Origin of the sequence: Stenotrophomonas sp. SrG, assembly GCF_050031795.1 — a bacterium.
Lineage (GTDB): Bacteria > Pseudomonadota > Gammaproteobacteria > Xanthomonadales > Xanthomonadaceae > Stenotrophomonas > Stenotrophomonas rhizophila_A.
Window position 1 is genome coordinate 130,381 of sequence record NZ_JBNBBE010000011.1, and the last position, 14,538, is coordinate 144,918.

Below are 14,538 nucleotides of genomic sequence, written 5' to 3' on the forward strand. Positions count from 1 at the left end.
TCGTGTCATTCGTCCTGCAGCGATCCGCGGATCGAGCGCGCCAGGTCGCTGCGGGTGAACGGTTTGCCCAGGATGGCGATGTTGCGACCCACCGCGCCGCTGGCGTCGATGTCGCGCGGGTAGCCGGACGTGAACAGCACCCGCAGCGCCGGCTTGTGCGCCAGCGCGCGTTTGGCCAGTTCCCAACCGGACATGCCGGGCATCACGATGTCCGAGAACAACAGGTCCACGTCCACGTCGGTGCGCTCGAGCAGGCGCATGGCCGAGGCGCCGTCGTGTGCTTCAAGCACGCGATAACCCAGCTGCCGCAGCGTGTCCACGGTATACGCGCGCACGTCGTCGTTGTCCTCGGCGACCAGCACCGTGGCCTCCTCCTGCATCTCGTAACCGCCCAGGCCCCGGTGCTCGGTCTGGCCGGCCTGCGGCAGCTCGGCTGCCGAACGCGGGAACAGCAGGGTGATCGATGTGCCGGCACCGGGCGCGGAATCCACCAGCACGTGGCCGCCGGACTGCTTGACGAAGCCGTACACCATGGACAGGCCCAGGCCAGTGCCGCGCCCAACTTCCTTGGTGGTGAAGAATGGTTCGAACACGCGGGTCAGCGTCTCGGCGGACATGCCGTGGCCGGTGTCCTTGACCCGCAGCATTGCGTAATGGCCCGGCGGAACGTCGGGGTTCTGCGCGGTGAAGTCATTGTCCAGGTGGGCGTTGTCCACTTCGATCACCAGGCGGCCGCCTTCCGGCATGGCATCGCGGGCGTTGACCGCCAGGTTGAGCACGGATGCCTCCAGCTGGCTGGGGTCCACTTCCACGCACCAGATGTCCGGGTGGTGCACGATTTCCAGCTGCACCAGCTCGCCCAGCGAACGGTGCAGCATGTCTTCCATGCCGCGCAGCTGTGCATTGAGGTCGACCGGCAGGCTGCGCAGGGGTTGCCGGCGCGAGAACGCAAGCAGCCGCTGGGTGACATTGGCCGCGCGCATCACGCCCTTCAGGGCGTTGTCCAGCGCGCGCGTGGAGCCGTCCGCCACATCGCCCAGACGTTCGGTGAGCAGCTTGGCGTACTCCACGTTGCCAGCGATCACGGTCAGGATGTTGTTGAAGTCATGCGCGATGCCGCCGGTGAGCTGGCCCACGGCTTCGATCTTCTGGCTCTGCCGCAGTGCTTCCTCGGCCTGGCGGCGCGCGGTGGTTTCCACCGCCTCGGAAACCACGGCGGTGATCGTGCCCTGGTGGTCGAGCAATGGGCGGAACGAGAACTCGAAGGTGCGTTTGCCGGTGGGAAGCAGCAGGTCCAGCTCATGCCGCGAAGCATTGCCTGCGGCCGCCTCCAGCACGGCCTGGCAGACGATGGCCGGCACGCCTTCGGTATTGGCGAACCAGGCCGATTCGCAGTACAGCGCGCCGCGGACATCCTCCTTCGTGGCCAGGATCGCGGCCAGCGAGGCGGAGTTGGTGTCGATGATGTGCCCATCCAGGGTCAGCAGGTTCTGGTGCTGGAAGCTGGATTCGAACAGCGCCTGCAGGCGGCTTTCGCTGCGGTGCAGGGCAGAGGTGCGTTCGTTGACCTGGCGCTCCAGTGATTCGTTGCTGGCTTTCAGCAGGGCCTGGGCGTGCTTGAGCTCGCTGATGTCGCGGGCCATGGCGTAGTAGCCCATGACCGACCCGTCGGCATCCAGCTCGGGTACGAAGTCCACCTGGGCGTAGCGCGGTGCGCCGGCGCGGCGGGGGGTGAGCGCCTCGAAACTGACCTTCTGTCCGGTCAGGACCTTGTCGAAATGCTCCTGCAGCAGCGCGAAGCCTTCATCACCGACGAGCTCGCGGGCGTGCAGGCCGACCACGTCTTCCGGCGCCAGGCCATGCCATTCGACGTAGGCCTGGTTGGCGAAGCGGTAGTGGTGCCCGCGATCGAGATACGCAATCAGGGCCGGCAGCGAATCGGTGATCAGGCCCAGCCGACGGTGGCTTTCGTGCAGCTCGGTTTCCACCCGGCGCAGCCTGCGGCGCTCCTTGGCTTCGTTGATCGCGCGCAACACGGCCTCGGGCAGGCGCTGCAGGCGCGACTTGACCACGTAGTCGCGGGCGCCGCGCTTGAGCGCCTCGACCGCGAGTTCCTCGGTCAAGGTGCCGGAGACGAAGATGAAAGGCACTTCGGGCGCGACGTCGGTGGCCAGCACCAAGGCCAGGTCGCCGCTGAAACCGGGCAGCACATGGTCGGCCAGGATCACATCGAAGTCGTTGTTCGCCAGTGCATCGCGCATTCCCTGGTCCGACCAGGTGCGCTCCGCAGTGAAGGGCAGGCCGGCGCGGCTGAGCTGAAGGGTGATCAGCTCCGCGTCCAGCGCGCTGTCCTCCACCATCAGAATGCGGATCGGCTTGCCGGTTACATCCTCAGCCATCTTTTCGACTCTTCGCGCCAAACAGTGTGCCGTGCGGCGGCGGCTGGTTGGTGATGCCCCAGAACATGCCCAGCCCCTGGATGGCTTCCAGGAATTCCTTGAAATCGACCGGCTTGACCACGAAGGCGTTCACGCCCAACTCGTAGCTGCGGATCAGGTCCTGCTCCTCTCGCGAGGAGGTCAGCATCACCACCGGGGTGCTGCTGATCGCGGCATCGCCGCGGATTTCCCTGAGTACTTCCAGCCCGTTGAGCTTGGGCAGTTTGAGGTCCAGCAGCACCACCACCGGGCCGCCGTGCATGGCGCCCTCGTACCGGCCCTCGGTACGCAGGTACTCCAGCGCCTCCACACCGTCCCGCACATGGGTGACATCGTTCAGCAGCTGGCAACGGGCTAGTGCAGCCATCGTCAGCTCAGCGTCCTTCGGATTGTCTTCCACGAGCAGAATCGGCCGCAGATCTCTCATACTTTGTCTCCAGTAGCAAAGGGAATGGTGAAATAGAATTTGGCGCCCACTCCCACCTGGCCTTCCGCCCAGGTCCTGCCGCCGTGGCGGGTGATGATGCGGTGCACGTTGGCCAGGCCGATGCCGGTGCCTTCGTACTCGTCGGCATGGTGCAGGCGCTGGAACACGCCAAAGAGCTTGTCCACGTAGCGCATGTCGAAGCCGCAGCCGTTGTCCTGGACGTAGAACACGTTTTCGGTATCGGTGCGGTAGTGGCCCACTTCGATGACCGTGTTGGGCGTATCGCGGGTGAATTTGATCGCGTTGGAGAGCAGGTTCTGCCAGACCAGGCGCAGCATGCCCGGGTCGGCCTGAACGCGCGGCAGATGCGGCACCACCCAGTGGATGGTGCGGCCGTCGTATTCCATGTCCAGCTTGTGCCGGACGTCCTCGACCAGGGCGGTCATGTCCATTGCGATCTGACCCATCGTGGACCTGCCCATCTGCGAGAAGCTGAGCAGGTCGTCAACCAGTGTTCCGGCCGATTGTGCAGATTCAACGATGGTGTCGAGAAATCTCTTTTCTGAATCGTTTAGCCGCTCGCCGGCCGAGGCCCACAGCAGCTCCGAATAGCCGACGATGTGGCGGAACGGTGCGCGCAGGTCGTGGCTGACTGAATAGGAGAACGCCTCCAGCTCCTTGTTGCTGCGCAGGAGCTGTTCGTTGAGCGCGGCCATTTCCTCGGCCTTGCGCAGCACGATGTCGACAATGGCGGTACGTAATTCCAGCGCCGCGTCGCGATCCACGTCGTTCCAGGGCAGAGACTGCTTGCGTACCGTTTCCTTCCAGCCCTCGAACGAGGTGCGCGGGGACAGCGGCAGGCCGGTATCTTCCTTGCGAGGGTCACCGCCCCAGCGCACGGTACGCACGACCTCGGGCCGGAACCACAGCACGTAGCTGTCGTGGATCTGGGAAATGGAAATGGCGAGCACGCCGCTGGCGACGTCGGCGAAGGCATCGGCCGGCGCCCATTCCAGCGGCAGCCGGTCGGTACAGACCAGGTCCCCGTCATGCTGCTGCGCCGTCAGCCACTGCACCAGCGACATCACCTGCGGTTCGTCAGGGCACTCGCCATGCAGGATGCACTCGCCGCGATGCACGATCGCCGCGCCGGCGGACTGGGTCAGCGCAAGCAGGCTCTGCTGGTCCCGGCCCAGCGCGGCCATGAAATCCTGGTCGCCGGCCATGCGGCCGAGCAGGCGCACCTGGATCGCGCGGCGGGCGATGCGTTCTTCGACCAAGGCCGCGCGTTCCTTCAGCGTGATCTGCAGCGACAGGATCTGGCCGATGAACTCGCAGGCGGTGCGCACATGGTAGGGAACACGCTTGGGCGCCTGGTTGTGGCAGGAAATCAGCCCCCACAGTTCGCCTTCGCGCAGCAGCGACACCGACATCGATGCGCCCGTGCCCATGTTGCGCATGTACTGCAGGTGCACCGGCGACACGCTGCGCAGCATGGAGGGGCTGAGGTCGGTGGGCGGGGCATCGGCGTTGGCGGCGTCGCGCACCAGCGGTACGGCCTGGTAATCGCTGTCGGCGATCAGGCGGACGCGGTTCTGCCGGTATAGCGCGCGCGCCTGCGCGGGGATATCCGATTCGGGGAAGCGCAGGTCCAGGTAGCTGGGCAGAACCCCGTTGCCATCCTCGGCGACAACCGCGCCATTCCATTCCTTGTCGAACTGATAGACCAGGGTCCGGTCGAAACCGGTCAGCTCGCGGATCTGCACGGCGGCGAGCTCGCACAGTTCCTGCGTGCTGGCCACCCGCTCGATGGCACCCATGAAGCGGCGGATCGCCGGGTACAGGTCTTCAAGCGAGCCCGGTTCACCGGACACCGGCTCCTCAAGCTCCACGATGAGATCGTTGCCGGTCCGATGGGCCAGCACCTGGTGCCTGCCATGTTCACCGATCGTGTGTGCGCCCAGGAACTGGGAGGTGTCCGGCTTGAGCGCCTCAAGGGTCGGTCGGCAGGCGGCCAGCGTGGCGCCCAGCACCACATCCACCGTCTGGCCAAGCGGGTCGCCGAAGGTCTCGATGAGGTCCGGGCGCGACAGCGCGCGTTCCTTGACCCGCAGGGTCGCCGGGTCGAGGACGAGGATCAGGCCGTAGGGTTGAATCGCTCCCGGAGTGCGTATCGGCTCTCTGGCACAGCTGTTGAGATCCAACGCGGGTTCACTCACTTTCCAGGACGACATTCGTTGACCCCCACCGGGTACCGTAATCAAAAGACGCTGTTCAACCACTGGAGCAGCCCTGTATCGGCGGGCACGGGGGTCCACGCCGCCGTCAGGGGCCCACCCGCATAGCTTCGCATATCACTGCTCCCCGATCCGTGAGGAACGGAGGCAATGGCCGCTCAGGGGGGGGGGCCATGGAAGTCGCCTCAGTGGGTGCGGAATCCGAGCTTGGGCGCGACAAGGTGAGGGCGATGTCCGCACGCGCTGCACGGTGCCCACACATCGCGGTCACCACCCGGCTACGCAGGGCACGGTATCCCTTGCCTGACCCGCCCGAAGAACACGGTTCCACCGGTTATATATATGGATCAGATTGTCGACCATGCCGCGCCCGCGTTGGAGTCCGCCGCACGACAGGTGCTGGCACGCCAGCCGTCGCTGCCGCTGCCCGGGCGTGGACATACGCTGGAGCGCTGGCGGGCGTTGGCTGCCATTGCCGGGCGCGATCTGTGCGTGGCGAAGGTGATGGAGGCCCATTACGACGCACAGGCGATCCTGGCCGACCTGCATTCGGCTCCCTTGGCGGACGGGACGCTTGCGGCGGTCTGGGCGGCGGAAGGTCCCCAGGCCAGGCTGTGCTATGACGAAGCGACGGGCACGGTAACTGGCGCCAAGCCCTGGTGCTCCGGCGCCGGTCTGGTCGATGTGGCGTTGGTCACTGCCCACTGCGGCGACGCGTCCCGGCTGGTGTGCCTGCGCACTGACGCGCCCGGCATCCTGTTGCAGCCGCAGAGCTGGCATGCCACCGGCATGGGCGGCATTCCAAGCGGCACGGTGCAGTTCGACCACGTACGCGCCGAGCCCATAGGCGCGCCCGGCGCCTACCTCGCGCGCCCGGGCTTCTGGCATGGCGGTGCCGGTATCGCCGCGTGCTGGTATGGCGCCGCGGTTGCGTTGGCCTCACCGCTGCAGCGCTCGCCGCGCGTAGACGACAACGCCCAGGCCGCTGCATTGCTTGGCCAGGTGGACATGGCGCTGCAGGCGTCGGCGGCGCTGCTGCGCGAACTGGCTGCCTGGATCGATGCGATGCCATCGCAGCCGCACACGTCCGACGTGACCCGCGTGCGCAGCGTCGTGGAGCGCGCCTGTGTGCAGGTGCTTGATGCGGTCGGACGCGCGCTGGGCCCTGCGCCCATGTGCCTGGATCCCGGCCACGCCCAGCGCTGGGCGGATCTTACCGTCTTCATCCGGCAGAGCCACGCCGACCGCGACTGGGCCGAACTCGGTCGCGCGATCCAGCGCCAGGAGCAACCATGGACGCTGTAACCGTGCGCATCGAAGGGCGCGGCACGCTGGAATCGGCGTGGGAAGCCTGCACCTGGCTGGATGCGTTGCCCATGGTGGAGGCCGATACGGTGCTGCTGGGTGCGCGCCGCCTGGTGGTCGTTTCACCGCATCCGGATGACGAGGTGCTCGGCTGTGGAGGCCTTATGCAGGCGGCGTTGGCACAGGGCTGTGCGGTCCAGGTGGTCTCGGTCAGCGATGGTGAGGCCTGTTATCCCGACCACCCGCAGTGGCCAGGGGCTCGGCTCCGCGATGCCCGGCGCCGCGAACTGGCCAATGCCATGCAGGCTTTGGGCATGGACGCCACCCATGTCACCGCGCTGGGCCTGCCGGATGGTGGCATTGCCCGGCATGAAACCGACCTCGCCTCCCACCTCGCCGCATGGCTGTCGCCCGGCGACGTGGTCGTCGGCCCTTGGGTACACGATGCCCACCCTGATCACGAAGCGGCCGGTCGTGCCGCCCGCGCGGCGGCGGCCAGTTGCGGGGCGCGGTTCCTGCAGTACCCGGTCTGGGCCTGGCACTGGCTGGATGCCGAGGCGCCGGTAGGGCCGTGGTCGAGTGCCCAACGCATTGCCTTGTGCGCCGATTCCCAGGCGCGCAAGCGTCAGGCGATGGCGGCATTCGCCACCCAGACCGGAGAGGTTGCGGGACTGGACCGTGAGCCCGTGCTCCCTGACCACGTGCTGGCCAGGTTCCGGCGTCCGTTCGAGGTGCTGATCGGATGAACACCGCCGCTTACTTCGAGCAGATCTACCAGCACCCCGATCCCTTCCAGTACCGCGATCGTTGGTACGAAGCGCGCAAGCGCGCCCTCACCCTGGCCAGCCTGCCGCGCCAGCGTTACCGAAACGGGTGGGAACTGGGCTGTTCCAACGGCGTGTTGACGGCGGAGCTTGCGGCGCGGTGCGATGCGCTGCTGGCCACCGATCTCAGCGCCGCGGCGCTGGCCGAAGCGTCGGTGTCGACGCAGGCGCATGCCAACGTGCGGCTGCAGCAGGCCAGCCATCCCGACCAGTGGCCGCAAGGCCAGTTCGACCTGATCGTGGTGAGCGAGGTGGGCTATTACCTGTCCCCGCAGGACGTGGTGACTATGGCAACGCAACTGCGCGGAAGCCTGGCGGACGACGGGCTGCTGCTGGCCTGCCATTGGGTGCATCCGTTCGCCGAGGCCCGCACCTCCGCCGCGCAGGTGCACCGCGCGTTTGCGCGTGGTCTTGAAGAAGCCTTCTTCTACCAGGACGCCGACATGCTGCTGCAGGGCTGGAGTGCCGAACCGGTCAGCGTGGCGCGCTGGGAGGGGTTGCGATGATCGCCGTGATCGTACCGGCACATGACGAAGCGCATGCCATCGGGCGCTGCCTGGCGTCCATTACGGCCGCGGCGGCGGACCCGCGCCTGCGCGGCGAAGCGGTCATTACCGTGGTCGCGCTGGATGCCTGTACAGACGACACCGCCGCCGTGTGCGCCGCGCACGGCGCGACCACCCTTGAAGTGGCCGCCCGCTGCGTCGGCACTGCGCGGGCGGCTGCGGCCGAGCACGCGCTTGCGCGCGGCGCGCGCTGGATCGCCAGCACCGATGCCGATACCGAAGTGCCCGCGGACTGGTTGTGGCGGCAGCTGCGCTGCGGCGCCGATGCGTTCTGTGGCGTGGTCGAGGTCGTGGACTGGCTGGACTATCCCGACGTGGTACGCACCGCCTTCTCCGGGCGCGAGGCGATGCGCGACGGTCATCGGCATGTGCATGGCGCCAACCTCGGCCTGAGCGCGGCGGCCTACCGTGCCGTGGGCGGCTTTCCTCCGCTCCGCACCGGGGAGGACGTGGCCCTGGTAGAGGCGCTGGCCGGCAGCGGCGCCCGCATTGCCTGGCTGGCGCGGCCGGTGGTCGCGACCAGCGCCCGCCGCAGCGCGCGTGCGCCGCATGGGTTCAGCAGTTTCCTGCGCGCGCTGGAGCGCGAGGTCCTGGGGAGCGGTGTGGCACTGCGTCCCGCGCAGCTGGTGCCGGAGTGATGGAGCAGCCGGCCGACCTGCTGGGCTGGGCCGCCACGCTTGTGCTGGTGGCCACGCTGGGACGCCAGATCTACAAGCAGCATCAGGCGGGATCGGCGGAGGGCGTCTCCTGCTCACCGCCGTGGTGGGACAGGTCCTCGCGCTGAAGCGTCGGAAGACAGCGAGGAACACCGGTCAAGTGAGTCGCGGCGGCTGAATTCTGAATTGGTCAGGTTTGTGCGCGCAACCTTCACGGGTCTTCGGTTGTTGTGATGGTTCGGCTACCTGAATTCATTTAAGCTCAGGTGAAACCAAGCCCCGTCACGTCCTCGTGGCGGGGCTTTCCCACCTTCCCAGCAGGAAACCACCCCCATGGCGGCTTTGCAGCAGCGCACCATCGACCTCATCCGCAGCCACCAGGACGCCGTGGTGGCGCAGTGGGTGGAACAGCTGGCCGGCGCCGGCCAGAGCCAGGACAGCCGCTTGTCCGCGCGTGAGCTGGATACCCAGGTGCGCGAGTTCTGGCGGCTGTTCCAGGCCGCGCTGTCCACCTCCGGTACGGACGTGGCCGGCAGCGAATGGCAGGACACCCGCCAGTTCCTCGAACAGCTCTCGCGTGACCGCGTGCTCAAGGGCTTCAGCTCCTCGGAAACCGCCAGCTTCCTGTTCTCGCTCAAGCGCCCGCTGTTCGAGCTGGTCCAGCAGAACTTCGCCGACGACCCCAAGGCGGTCGGCGATCAGCTGTGGGCGATTTCAGAACTCATCGACGGGCTTGGCCTGCACAGCGTCAAGGTCTACCAGAAGACCCGCGAGGATGTGATCCAGCGCCAGCAGGAAGAAATGCTGGAGCTGTCCACCCCGGTGGTGAAGCTGTGGGAGGGCGTGCTGGCCCTGCCGATGATCGGCACCCTCGATTCGCAGCGCACCCAGGTGGTGATGGAATCGCTGCTGCAGCGGATCGTCGACACCGGTTCGGAAATCGCCATCATCGACATCACCGGCGTGCCCACCGTGGACACGCTGGTCGCCCAGCACCTGCTCAAGACCGTTACCGCCATCCGCCTGATGGGCGCCGACGCCATCATCAGTGGCGTGCGCCCCCAGATCGCACAGACCATCGTGCACCTGGGCCTGGACCTGCAGGGCATCGTCACCAAGGCCAACCTGGCCGACGCATTGGCACTGGCGCTCAAGCGCACCGGCCAGACGGTGACCAAGGCGGCGCGCTGAAATGGACCGCATCCCGATCCTGCAGATGGGCGATCTGCTGCTGGTGACCATCCAGGTGGACATGCACGACCAGCTTGCGCTGACCCTGCAGGACGACCTGACCGAACGTATTCAAAAGACCTCTGCGCGCGGCGTGTTGATCGACATTTCCGCGTTGGACATCGTCGATTCCTTCATTGGCCGGATGATTTCCACCATTTCGTCACTGGCTCGGATCATGGATGCCACCACGGTGGTGGTGGGCATGCAGCCGGCCGTGGCGATCACGCTGGTTGAGCTGGGCCTGACCCTGACCGGGGTGCGCACCGCGCTGAATGTCGAACGTGGCATGGAACTGCTGCGCATGGACCTGCTGCAGCAACCCGACGAAGAGTCGCCATGACCGACGTCAGTGGATCCTTGCCGATCCGCGTCGAGCAGGACGTGGTGCTGGCACGCCAGGCTGCCCGGCAGGCGGCCGTGGCATGCAGGATGCGGCTCATCGACCAGACCAAACTGGTCACTGCCGCCAGCGAACTGGCCCGCAACGCCGTGATCTATGGCGGCGGTGGCAGCATGGAATGGGAGGTGGTGGACAGCGGCATCCGCCGCGGGCTGCGCCTGGTGTTCTCCGACAATGGTCCCGGCATTCCCGATATCGCCCAGGCCCTGACCGATGGCTGGACCTCGGGCAGCGGCATGGGGCTGGGCCTGTCCGGCTCGCGCCGGCTGGTGGACCAGTTCGAACTGGAGAGCGAACCCGGCAAGGGCACCCGGGTTGCCATCACCAAATGGATCTGAATTTCTCCGGCCGCCTTACCCGGGTCGTGGTGGTGGAAGAAGTCTCGCAGGTAGGGCAGGCCCGGCGCGAAGCGCTGGCCATGGCCGATGGCATCGGCTTCGATGAAATGGATGCTGGCCGGGTGGCCCTGGCCGCCACCGAGCTGGCCACCAATGTGATCAAGCACGGACGCGGCGGGCGCATGTACCTGTCAGTGGTGTGCGGTCGCGGCGGTGAGGGCATCGAACTGTGCACCCTCGATGCCGGGCCGGGCTTCTCGCTGGCGCAGTCCCTGCCTGACGGCTATTCGACCGGCGGTACGCAGGGTTTGGGCCTCGGCGCAATACGGCGCCAGGCCACCGTGCTCGATGCCTGGTCCGACGACAAGGGCTGCGTGGTGGTGGCGCGCGTCTACGCCAGCCGCGTTGCCCGCGACGTGGACGTGCCCTACGGTGCGCTGCGCCTGGCCATGCGCCATGAGGTGGCCTGCGGTGACGCCTGGCACCTGCGTGCCGATGCCCAGTCGGTGGCCGTGACGCTGATCGATGGCCTCGGGCACGGGCTGCCGGCGGCCGATGCCGCCCAGGCCGGCGTGGCGGTCGCAGCCGCGCGCGGGGCGCTTGCACCGGCGGACCTGATCGCGGCGATGCATGCCGGCATGTCCGGTACCCGGGGCGGGGCCGCGGCGGTTGCCAGCGTGGATCTTGCCAGCGGCGCGGTCCAGTTTGCCGGCATCGGAAACATTTCGGCGGGCCTGCACGAGGCGACCACGACCCGTGGCATGGCCTCGCACCCGGGCATCGTCGGGGTGCAGTTCCGCAAGGCGCAACCATTCCATTTTCACGCGCCGGAAGGCACGCTGCTGCTCATGCACAGTGATGGATTGCAGGCGCGTTGGAGCCTGCGCGACTACCCCGGCCTGTTCCATCGCCACCCGGCGCTTATAGTGGCGGTGCTGCAGCGCGATTTCGATCGTGGCCGCGACGACACCGGCATCATCGCCCTGCGGCTCGGAGACCTGCATTGAACGCGCTTCCCCCCGAACAGGAAATCGTCCAGCTCCGCACGCAGGCCGATGCCCTGCGCGCGGAGCTTGAGGAAACCAACCAGGGCGTGCTGGCCCTGTACGCCGAACTGGACCAGCAGGCCGAGCAGCTGCGCGAGGTCTCCGAGCTCAAGAGCCGGTTCCTGTCCTACATGAGCCATGAGTTCCGCACGCCGCTGGGCTCGATACTGAGCATGACCCGGCTGCTGGAAGACGGCATGGACGGCCCGCTCACCGAAGAGCAGCGCCGCCAGGTGCGCTTCATCAGCGGGTCGGCGAGCGAGCTGCGCGAAATGGTCGACGACCTGCTCGACCTCGCCAAGATCGAAGCCGGTCGAATCACCATTTCGCCGGACTGGTTCGACCTGATGGACCTGTTCTCGGCGTTGCGCGGCATGTTCCGCCCGCTGATCGAAGGCAACCAGGTCGACCTGGTGTTCGAAGATCCGCCGGCGTTGCCCCTGCTGTACACCGATGACAAGAAGCTGGCGCAGATCCTGCGCAATTTCATTTCCAACGCGCTCAAATTCACGCCCAATGGCCAGGTGGTGGTGTCGGCCAAACTGGTCGACGCGCATTCGGTGTGCTTCAGCGTGCGCGACACCGGGATCGGCATTCCGCAGGACCTGCTGCCTACCCTGTTCGAGGATTTCGTGCAGGTGGACACGCCGCTGCAGAAGCGTCTGCGCGGCACCGGCCTGGGCTTGTCGCTGTGCAAGCGCTTTGCCGAGCTGCTGGGCGGCGAGGTGGGGGTGACCAGCGAACTGGGCGTCGGTTCGGAGTTCCATGTGAAGCTGCCGCTGAAGCTGGCTGCCGAGGAGACTGCCGATGCCGACGCGTGACCGGATCCTGATCGTCGACGACAACGCGGCCACCCGCTATTCGGTGCGCCGGGTGCTGGAACACCACGGCTTCCGCGTGGAGGAAGCCGGCACCGGCACCGAAGGCCTGGTCCAGCTCAACACGCAGGATTTCGGTGCGCTGGTGCTGGACGTCAACCTGCCCGACATGAGCGGTTTCGATGTGGTTCGCCAGCTGCGCGAGAATCCGCGCATGCAGCTGTTGCCGGTTGTACATGTCTCGGCCGCCTCGATCGCCACCGGGGACCTCATCACCGGCCTCAACGCCGGTGCCGATGCCTACCTGGTGCACCCGGTGGATCCGGACGTGCTGCTGGCCACGCTGCGCAGCCTGCTGCGTGCGCGCCGCGCCGAAGACGCATTACGCGATGCCGAAGCGCGTTTCGGCGAGATCTTCCGCCAGATCAATGCACCGATCACCGTCCTGGATGCGCAGCTGCAGGTGCATGAAGCCAACGATGCCTTCAAGCGCCTGCTTGGAGAGGACCTGGGACCGGGCCGGATCGAGGCCTTGCTGGACCACCAGTTCGCGCCGATGAGCGCGTTGAAGGTGGCGCTGGCCGAAGGTGAGCGTTGGCAGGGCACCTTTGCCCTGCAGGTGCAGGGCAGCCGGCGCATGACCGAGTGGCGGGTGACGCCCTACAGCGCTCCTGGACTTGGCCTGGTGCTGGTGGAAGACATCACCGAGCGCCACGTGCGCGAACTGGAGCAGCGCCAGGAACTGGAGAGCGCCAACAGCGAACTGGCCTTCCAGATCGCCGAGCGCGAGCGCACCGAAATGGAGCTGATGCAGGCCCAGAAGATGGATTCGCTTGGCCAGCTGACCGGCGGTATCGCGCATGATTTCAACAACCTGCTGACCACCATCATCTCCGGCCTGGACATGATCGAGATGGCCGCCAGCAGCGGCAAGTGGGACAAGGCAAGCCGTTACGTCGACATCGCCACCGCCTCGGCGCACCGCGCCGCGGCGCTGACCCAGCGCATGCTGGCCTTTGCCCGCAAGCAGCCGTTGGACCCGCAGACGTTCGACGTGGTTGCCCGCGTGCGCTCGCTGGAAGACATGCTGCGGCGCTCGATCGGCGAGAACATCGAACTGGAACTGGAGCTCGGCGCCGAACCGCTGGTGGCCATGGCCGATCCCAACCAGTTCGAGAACGTCATGCTCAACCTGGTCATCAACGCGCGCGATGCGCTGGCCGGCCAGGGCCTGATCCGCATCCGCGCGGGCCGCGCGAGGATCGAGCGTGACCACGAGCTGTCGCCGGGCAACTACATCACCATCAAAGTGATCGACAACGGAACCGGCATTCCACTGGACCTGATCAACAAGGTATTCGAACCGTTCTTCACCACCAAGCCGCAGGGCGAAGGCACCGGCCTGGGCCTGTCGATGACCTACGGCTTCGCGCGCCAGTCCGGCGGCAGCGCCCGTATTGCCAGCGAGCAGGGGGAAGGTGCCGAGATCGAACTGCTGTTGCCCGAGGGCCAGCAACAGGTCGAGCCGGCGTCTGCGTCCACGGCGCAGGTGCAGGTGCAGCGCGGCCATGCCGAACGCATCCTGCTGGTGGACGACACCGATTCGGTGCGGATGATGGTGCGCGAGATGCTGCTCGAGGTCGGCTACCAGGTCGTGGAAGCCACCAACGCGCAGCAGGCGTTGCTGGAGCTGCATTCAGCGCGGGCCGTGGATCTGTTGTTGTCCGACGTCGGCCTGCCCGGCATGAACGGTCGCGATCTGGCCGATGCCGCGCGCGCGTTGCGCCCGAGCTTGCCGGTGCTGTTCATCACCGGCTATACGGAAAGCGCCGCCGTGCGCAACGAGTTCCTGGGCGAGGGCATGTCGCTGCTGCCCAAGCCGTTCAGCGTGCACGAGCTGCTGCACAGCGTTGGCGCGATGTTCGGCGCCCGTCAGTAACCCCCGACCGGTTCGGTTTCGAACCGTTCGCCGAAGCCGGTGATATGCGGGCGTGCCCGGGCAATGGCCTGCTGCACGCCCGGCAGCGCCAGCGAGGCGTGGTGGAGTTCAGCGCTGTCCCAGACTTCAGTGATCCAGATCGCGTCGGCATTGGCGGGATCCTTGGCCACCACGTAGCTGCGGCATCCCGGCATGGCCTGGGTGCCCTCCAGCAGGATCGCGATGACCGCGTCGCGCTCGCCGGGAGCGATGTTCATCTTTCCGATCAGACCGTACATGGATGCCTTCCTGCTGCTCGAGGGAGGGTCGAT

At 66.9% G+C, this 14,538-nt stretch carries 15 protein-coding genes; 11 read left to right on the top strand and 4 right to left on the bottom strand.

Annotated features, from left to right (window positions below):
• Positions 1 to 5: 5 nt before the first annotated feature.
• The 3 genes from ACQG3P_RS12220 to ACQG3P_RS12230 are packed head-to-tail and all read right to left on the bottom strand — an operon-like array spanning position 6 to position 5,099.
• Positions 6 to 2,399: a PAS domain-containing protein gene (locus tag ACQG3P_RS12220; RefSeq protein ID WP_426805198.1), complete on the bottom strand. Its 2,394-nt coding sequence runs from the start codon at positions 2,397 to 2,399 to the stop codon at positions 6 to 8.
• Positions 2,392 to 2,865, bottom strand: coding sequence for a response regulator (locus ACQG3P_RS12225; RefSeq protein WP_217535648.1), 474 nt, complete (start codon positions 2,863 to 2,865; stop codon positions 2,392 to 2,394). The genes ACQG3P_RS12220 and ACQG3P_RS12225 overlap by 8 nt, the downstream gene beginning before the upstream one ends.
• The gene (locus ACQG3P_RS12230; RefSeq protein WP_426805199.1) at positions 2,862 to 5,099 is read right to left on the bottom strand and encodes an ATP-binding protein; all 2,238 of its coding nucleotides are present in this window, start codon (positions 5,097 to 5,099) and stop codon (positions 2,862 to 2,864) included. The genes ACQG3P_RS12225 and ACQG3P_RS12230 overlap by 4 nt, the downstream gene beginning before the upstream one ends.
• Positions 5,100 to 5,444: 345 nt before the next feature.
• Between ACQG3P_RS12230 and ACQG3P_RS12235 the strand changes: the two genes are divergently transcribed.
• The 11 genes from ACQG3P_RS12235 to ACQG3P_RS12285 all read left to right on the top strand — a co-directional run bounded on the left by ACQG3P_RS12235 (position 5,445) and on the right by ACQG3P_RS12285 (position 14,227).
• A complete protein-coding gene (locus tag ACQG3P_RS12235) occupies positions 5,445 to 6,407 on the top strand; it encodes an acyl-CoA dehydrogenase (RefSeq protein WP_426805200.1) in 963 nt (320 codons plus the stop codon).
• Positions 6,395 to 7,153 carry a PIG-L deacetylase family protein gene (locus tag ACQG3P_RS12240; RefSeq protein ID WP_426805201.1) on the top strand — a complete coding sequence of 253 codons (759 nt, stop codon included), beginning with the start codon at positions 6,395 to 6,397 and terminating at the stop codon, positions 7,151 to 7,153. Before ACQG3P_RS12235 ends, ACQG3P_RS12240 begins: the two co-directional genes overlap by 13 nt.
• Positions 7,150 to 7,737 carry a methyltransferase gene (locus tag ACQG3P_RS12245; RefSeq protein ID WP_426805202.1) on the top strand — a complete coding sequence of 196 codons (588 nt, stop codon included), beginning with the start codon at positions 7,150 to 7,152 and terminating at the stop codon, positions 7,735 to 7,737. Before ACQG3P_RS12240 ends, ACQG3P_RS12245 begins: the two co-directional genes overlap by 4 nt.
• Positions 7,734 to 8,435: a glycosyltransferase gene (locus tag ACQG3P_RS12250; protein WP_426805203.1), complete on the top strand. Its 702-nt coding sequence runs from the start codon at positions 7,734 to 7,736 to the stop codon at positions 8,433 to 8,435. Before ACQG3P_RS12245 ends, ACQG3P_RS12250 begins: the two co-directional genes overlap by 4 nt.
• The gene (locus ACQG3P_RS12255; protein ID WP_426805204.1) at positions 8,435 to 8,581 is read left to right on the top strand and encodes a hypothetical protein; all 147 of its coding nucleotides are present in this window, start codon (positions 8,435 to 8,437) and stop codon (positions 8,579 to 8,581) included. The genes ACQG3P_RS12250 and ACQG3P_RS12255 overlap by 1 nt, the downstream gene beginning before the upstream one ends.
• 205 nt (positions 8,582 to 8,786) lie before the next feature.
• Positions 8,787 to 9,644 (top strand): STAS domain-containing protein, encoded by an 858-nt coding sequence (locus tag ACQG3P_RS12260; protein WP_426805205.1) that lies wholly within the window; start codon positions 8,787 to 8,789, stop codon positions 9,642 to 9,644.
• 1 nt (position 9,645) lies between these two features.
• Positions 9,646 to 10,026, top strand: a complete 381-nt coding sequence (locus ACQG3P_RS12265; protein WP_068854127.1) for an STAS domain-containing protein — start codon at positions 9,646 to 9,648, stop codon at positions 10,024 to 10,026.
• A complete protein-coding gene (locus tag ACQG3P_RS12270) occupies positions 10,023 to 10,424 on the top strand; it encodes an ATP-binding protein (protein WP_426805206.1) in 402 nt (133 codons plus the stop codon). The genes ACQG3P_RS12265 and ACQG3P_RS12270 overlap by 4 nt, the downstream gene beginning before the upstream one ends.
• Complete coding sequence (locus ACQG3P_RS12275) at positions 10,415 to 11,431, top strand: ATP-binding protein (protein WP_426805207.1); 1,017 nt, start codon at positions 10,415 to 10,417, stop codon at positions 11,429 to 11,431. Before ACQG3P_RS12270 ends, ACQG3P_RS12275 begins: the two co-directional genes overlap by 10 nt.
• Positions 11,428 to 12,291 carry a sensor histidine kinase gene (locus tag ACQG3P_RS12280; RefSeq protein WP_426805208.1) on the top strand — a complete coding sequence of 288 codons (864 nt, stop codon included), beginning with the start codon at positions 11,428 to 11,430 and terminating at the stop codon, positions 12,289 to 12,291. The genes ACQG3P_RS12275 and ACQG3P_RS12280 overlap by 4 nt, the downstream gene beginning before the upstream one ends.
• A complete protein-coding gene (locus ACQG3P_RS12285; RefSeq protein WP_426805209.1) occupies positions 12,278 to 14,227 on the top strand; it encodes a response regulator in 1,950 nt (649 codons plus the stop codon). The genes ACQG3P_RS12280 and ACQG3P_RS12285 overlap by 14 nt, the downstream gene beginning before the upstream one ends.
• On the opposite strand, the gene ACQG3P_RS12290 is transcribed toward ACQG3P_RS12285, so the two are convergent.
• Positions 14,221 to 14,505, bottom strand: coding sequence for a putative quinol monooxygenase (locus ACQG3P_RS12290; RefSeq protein WP_068854122.1), 285 nt, complete (start codon positions 14,503 to 14,505; stop codon positions 14,221 to 14,223). The genes ACQG3P_RS12285 and ACQG3P_RS12290 overlap by 7 nt on opposite strands.
• Positions 14,506 to 14,538: the final 33 nt, after the last annotated feature.

Excerpts from the sequence above, each read along its gene's own strand:
- ACQG3P_RS12220 (WP_426805198.1), bottom strand. The coding sequence starts at position 2,399 with ATGGCTGAGGATGTAACCGGCAAGCCGATCCGCATTCTGATGGTGGAG.
- ACQG3P_RS12225 (WP_217535648.1), bottom strand. The coding sequence starts at position 2,865 with ATGAGAGATCTGCGGCCGATTCTGCTCGTGGAAGACAATCCGAAGGAC.
- ACQG3P_RS12230 (WP_426805199.1), bottom strand. The coding sequence starts at position 5,099 with ATGTCGTCCTGGAAAGTGAGTGAACCCGCGTTGGATCTCAACAGCTGT.
- ACQG3P_RS12235 (WP_426805200.1), top strand. The coding sequence starts at position 5,445 with ATGGATCAGATTGTCGACCATGCCGCGCCCGCGTTGGAGTCCGCCGCA.
- ACQG3P_RS12240 (WP_426805201.1), top strand. The coding sequence starts at position 6,395 with ATGGACGCTGTAACCGTGCGCATCGAAGGGCGCGGCACGCTGGAATCG.
- ACQG3P_RS12245 (WP_426805202.1), top strand. The coding sequence starts at position 7,150 with ATGAACACCGCCGCTTACTTCGAGCAGATCTACCAGCACCCCGATCCC.
- ACQG3P_RS12250 (WP_426805203.1), top strand. The coding sequence starts at position 7,734 with ATGATCGCCGTGATCGTACCGGCACATGACGAAGCGCATGCCATCGGG.
- ACQG3P_RS12255 (WP_426805204.1), top strand. The coding sequence starts at position 8,435 with ATGGAGCAGCCGGCCGACCTGCTGGGCTGGGCCGCCACGCTTGTGCTG.
- ACQG3P_RS12260 (WP_426805205.1), top strand. The coding sequence starts at position 8,787 with ATGGCGGCTTTGCAGCAGCGCACCATCGACCTCATCCGCAGCCACCAG.
- ACQG3P_RS12265 (WP_068854127.1), top strand. The coding sequence starts at position 9,646 with ATGGACCGCATCCCGATCCTGCAGATGGGCGATCTGCTGCTGGTGACC.
- ACQG3P_RS12270 (WP_426805206.1), top strand. The coding sequence starts at position 10,023 with ATGACCGACGTCAGTGGATCCTTGCCGATCCGCGTCGAGCAGGACGTG.
- ACQG3P_RS12275 (WP_426805207.1), top strand. The coding sequence starts at position 10,415 with ATGGATCTGAATTTCTCCGGCCGCCTTACCCGGGTCGTGGTGGTGGAA.
- ACQG3P_RS12285 (WP_426805209.1), top strand. The coding sequence starts at position 12,278 with ATGCCGACGCGTGACCGGATCCTGATCGTCGACGACAACGCGGCCACC.
- ACQG3P_RS12290 (WP_068854122.1), bottom strand. The coding sequence starts at position 14,505 with ATGTACGGTCTGATCGGAAAGATGAACATCGCTCCCGGCGAGCGCGAC.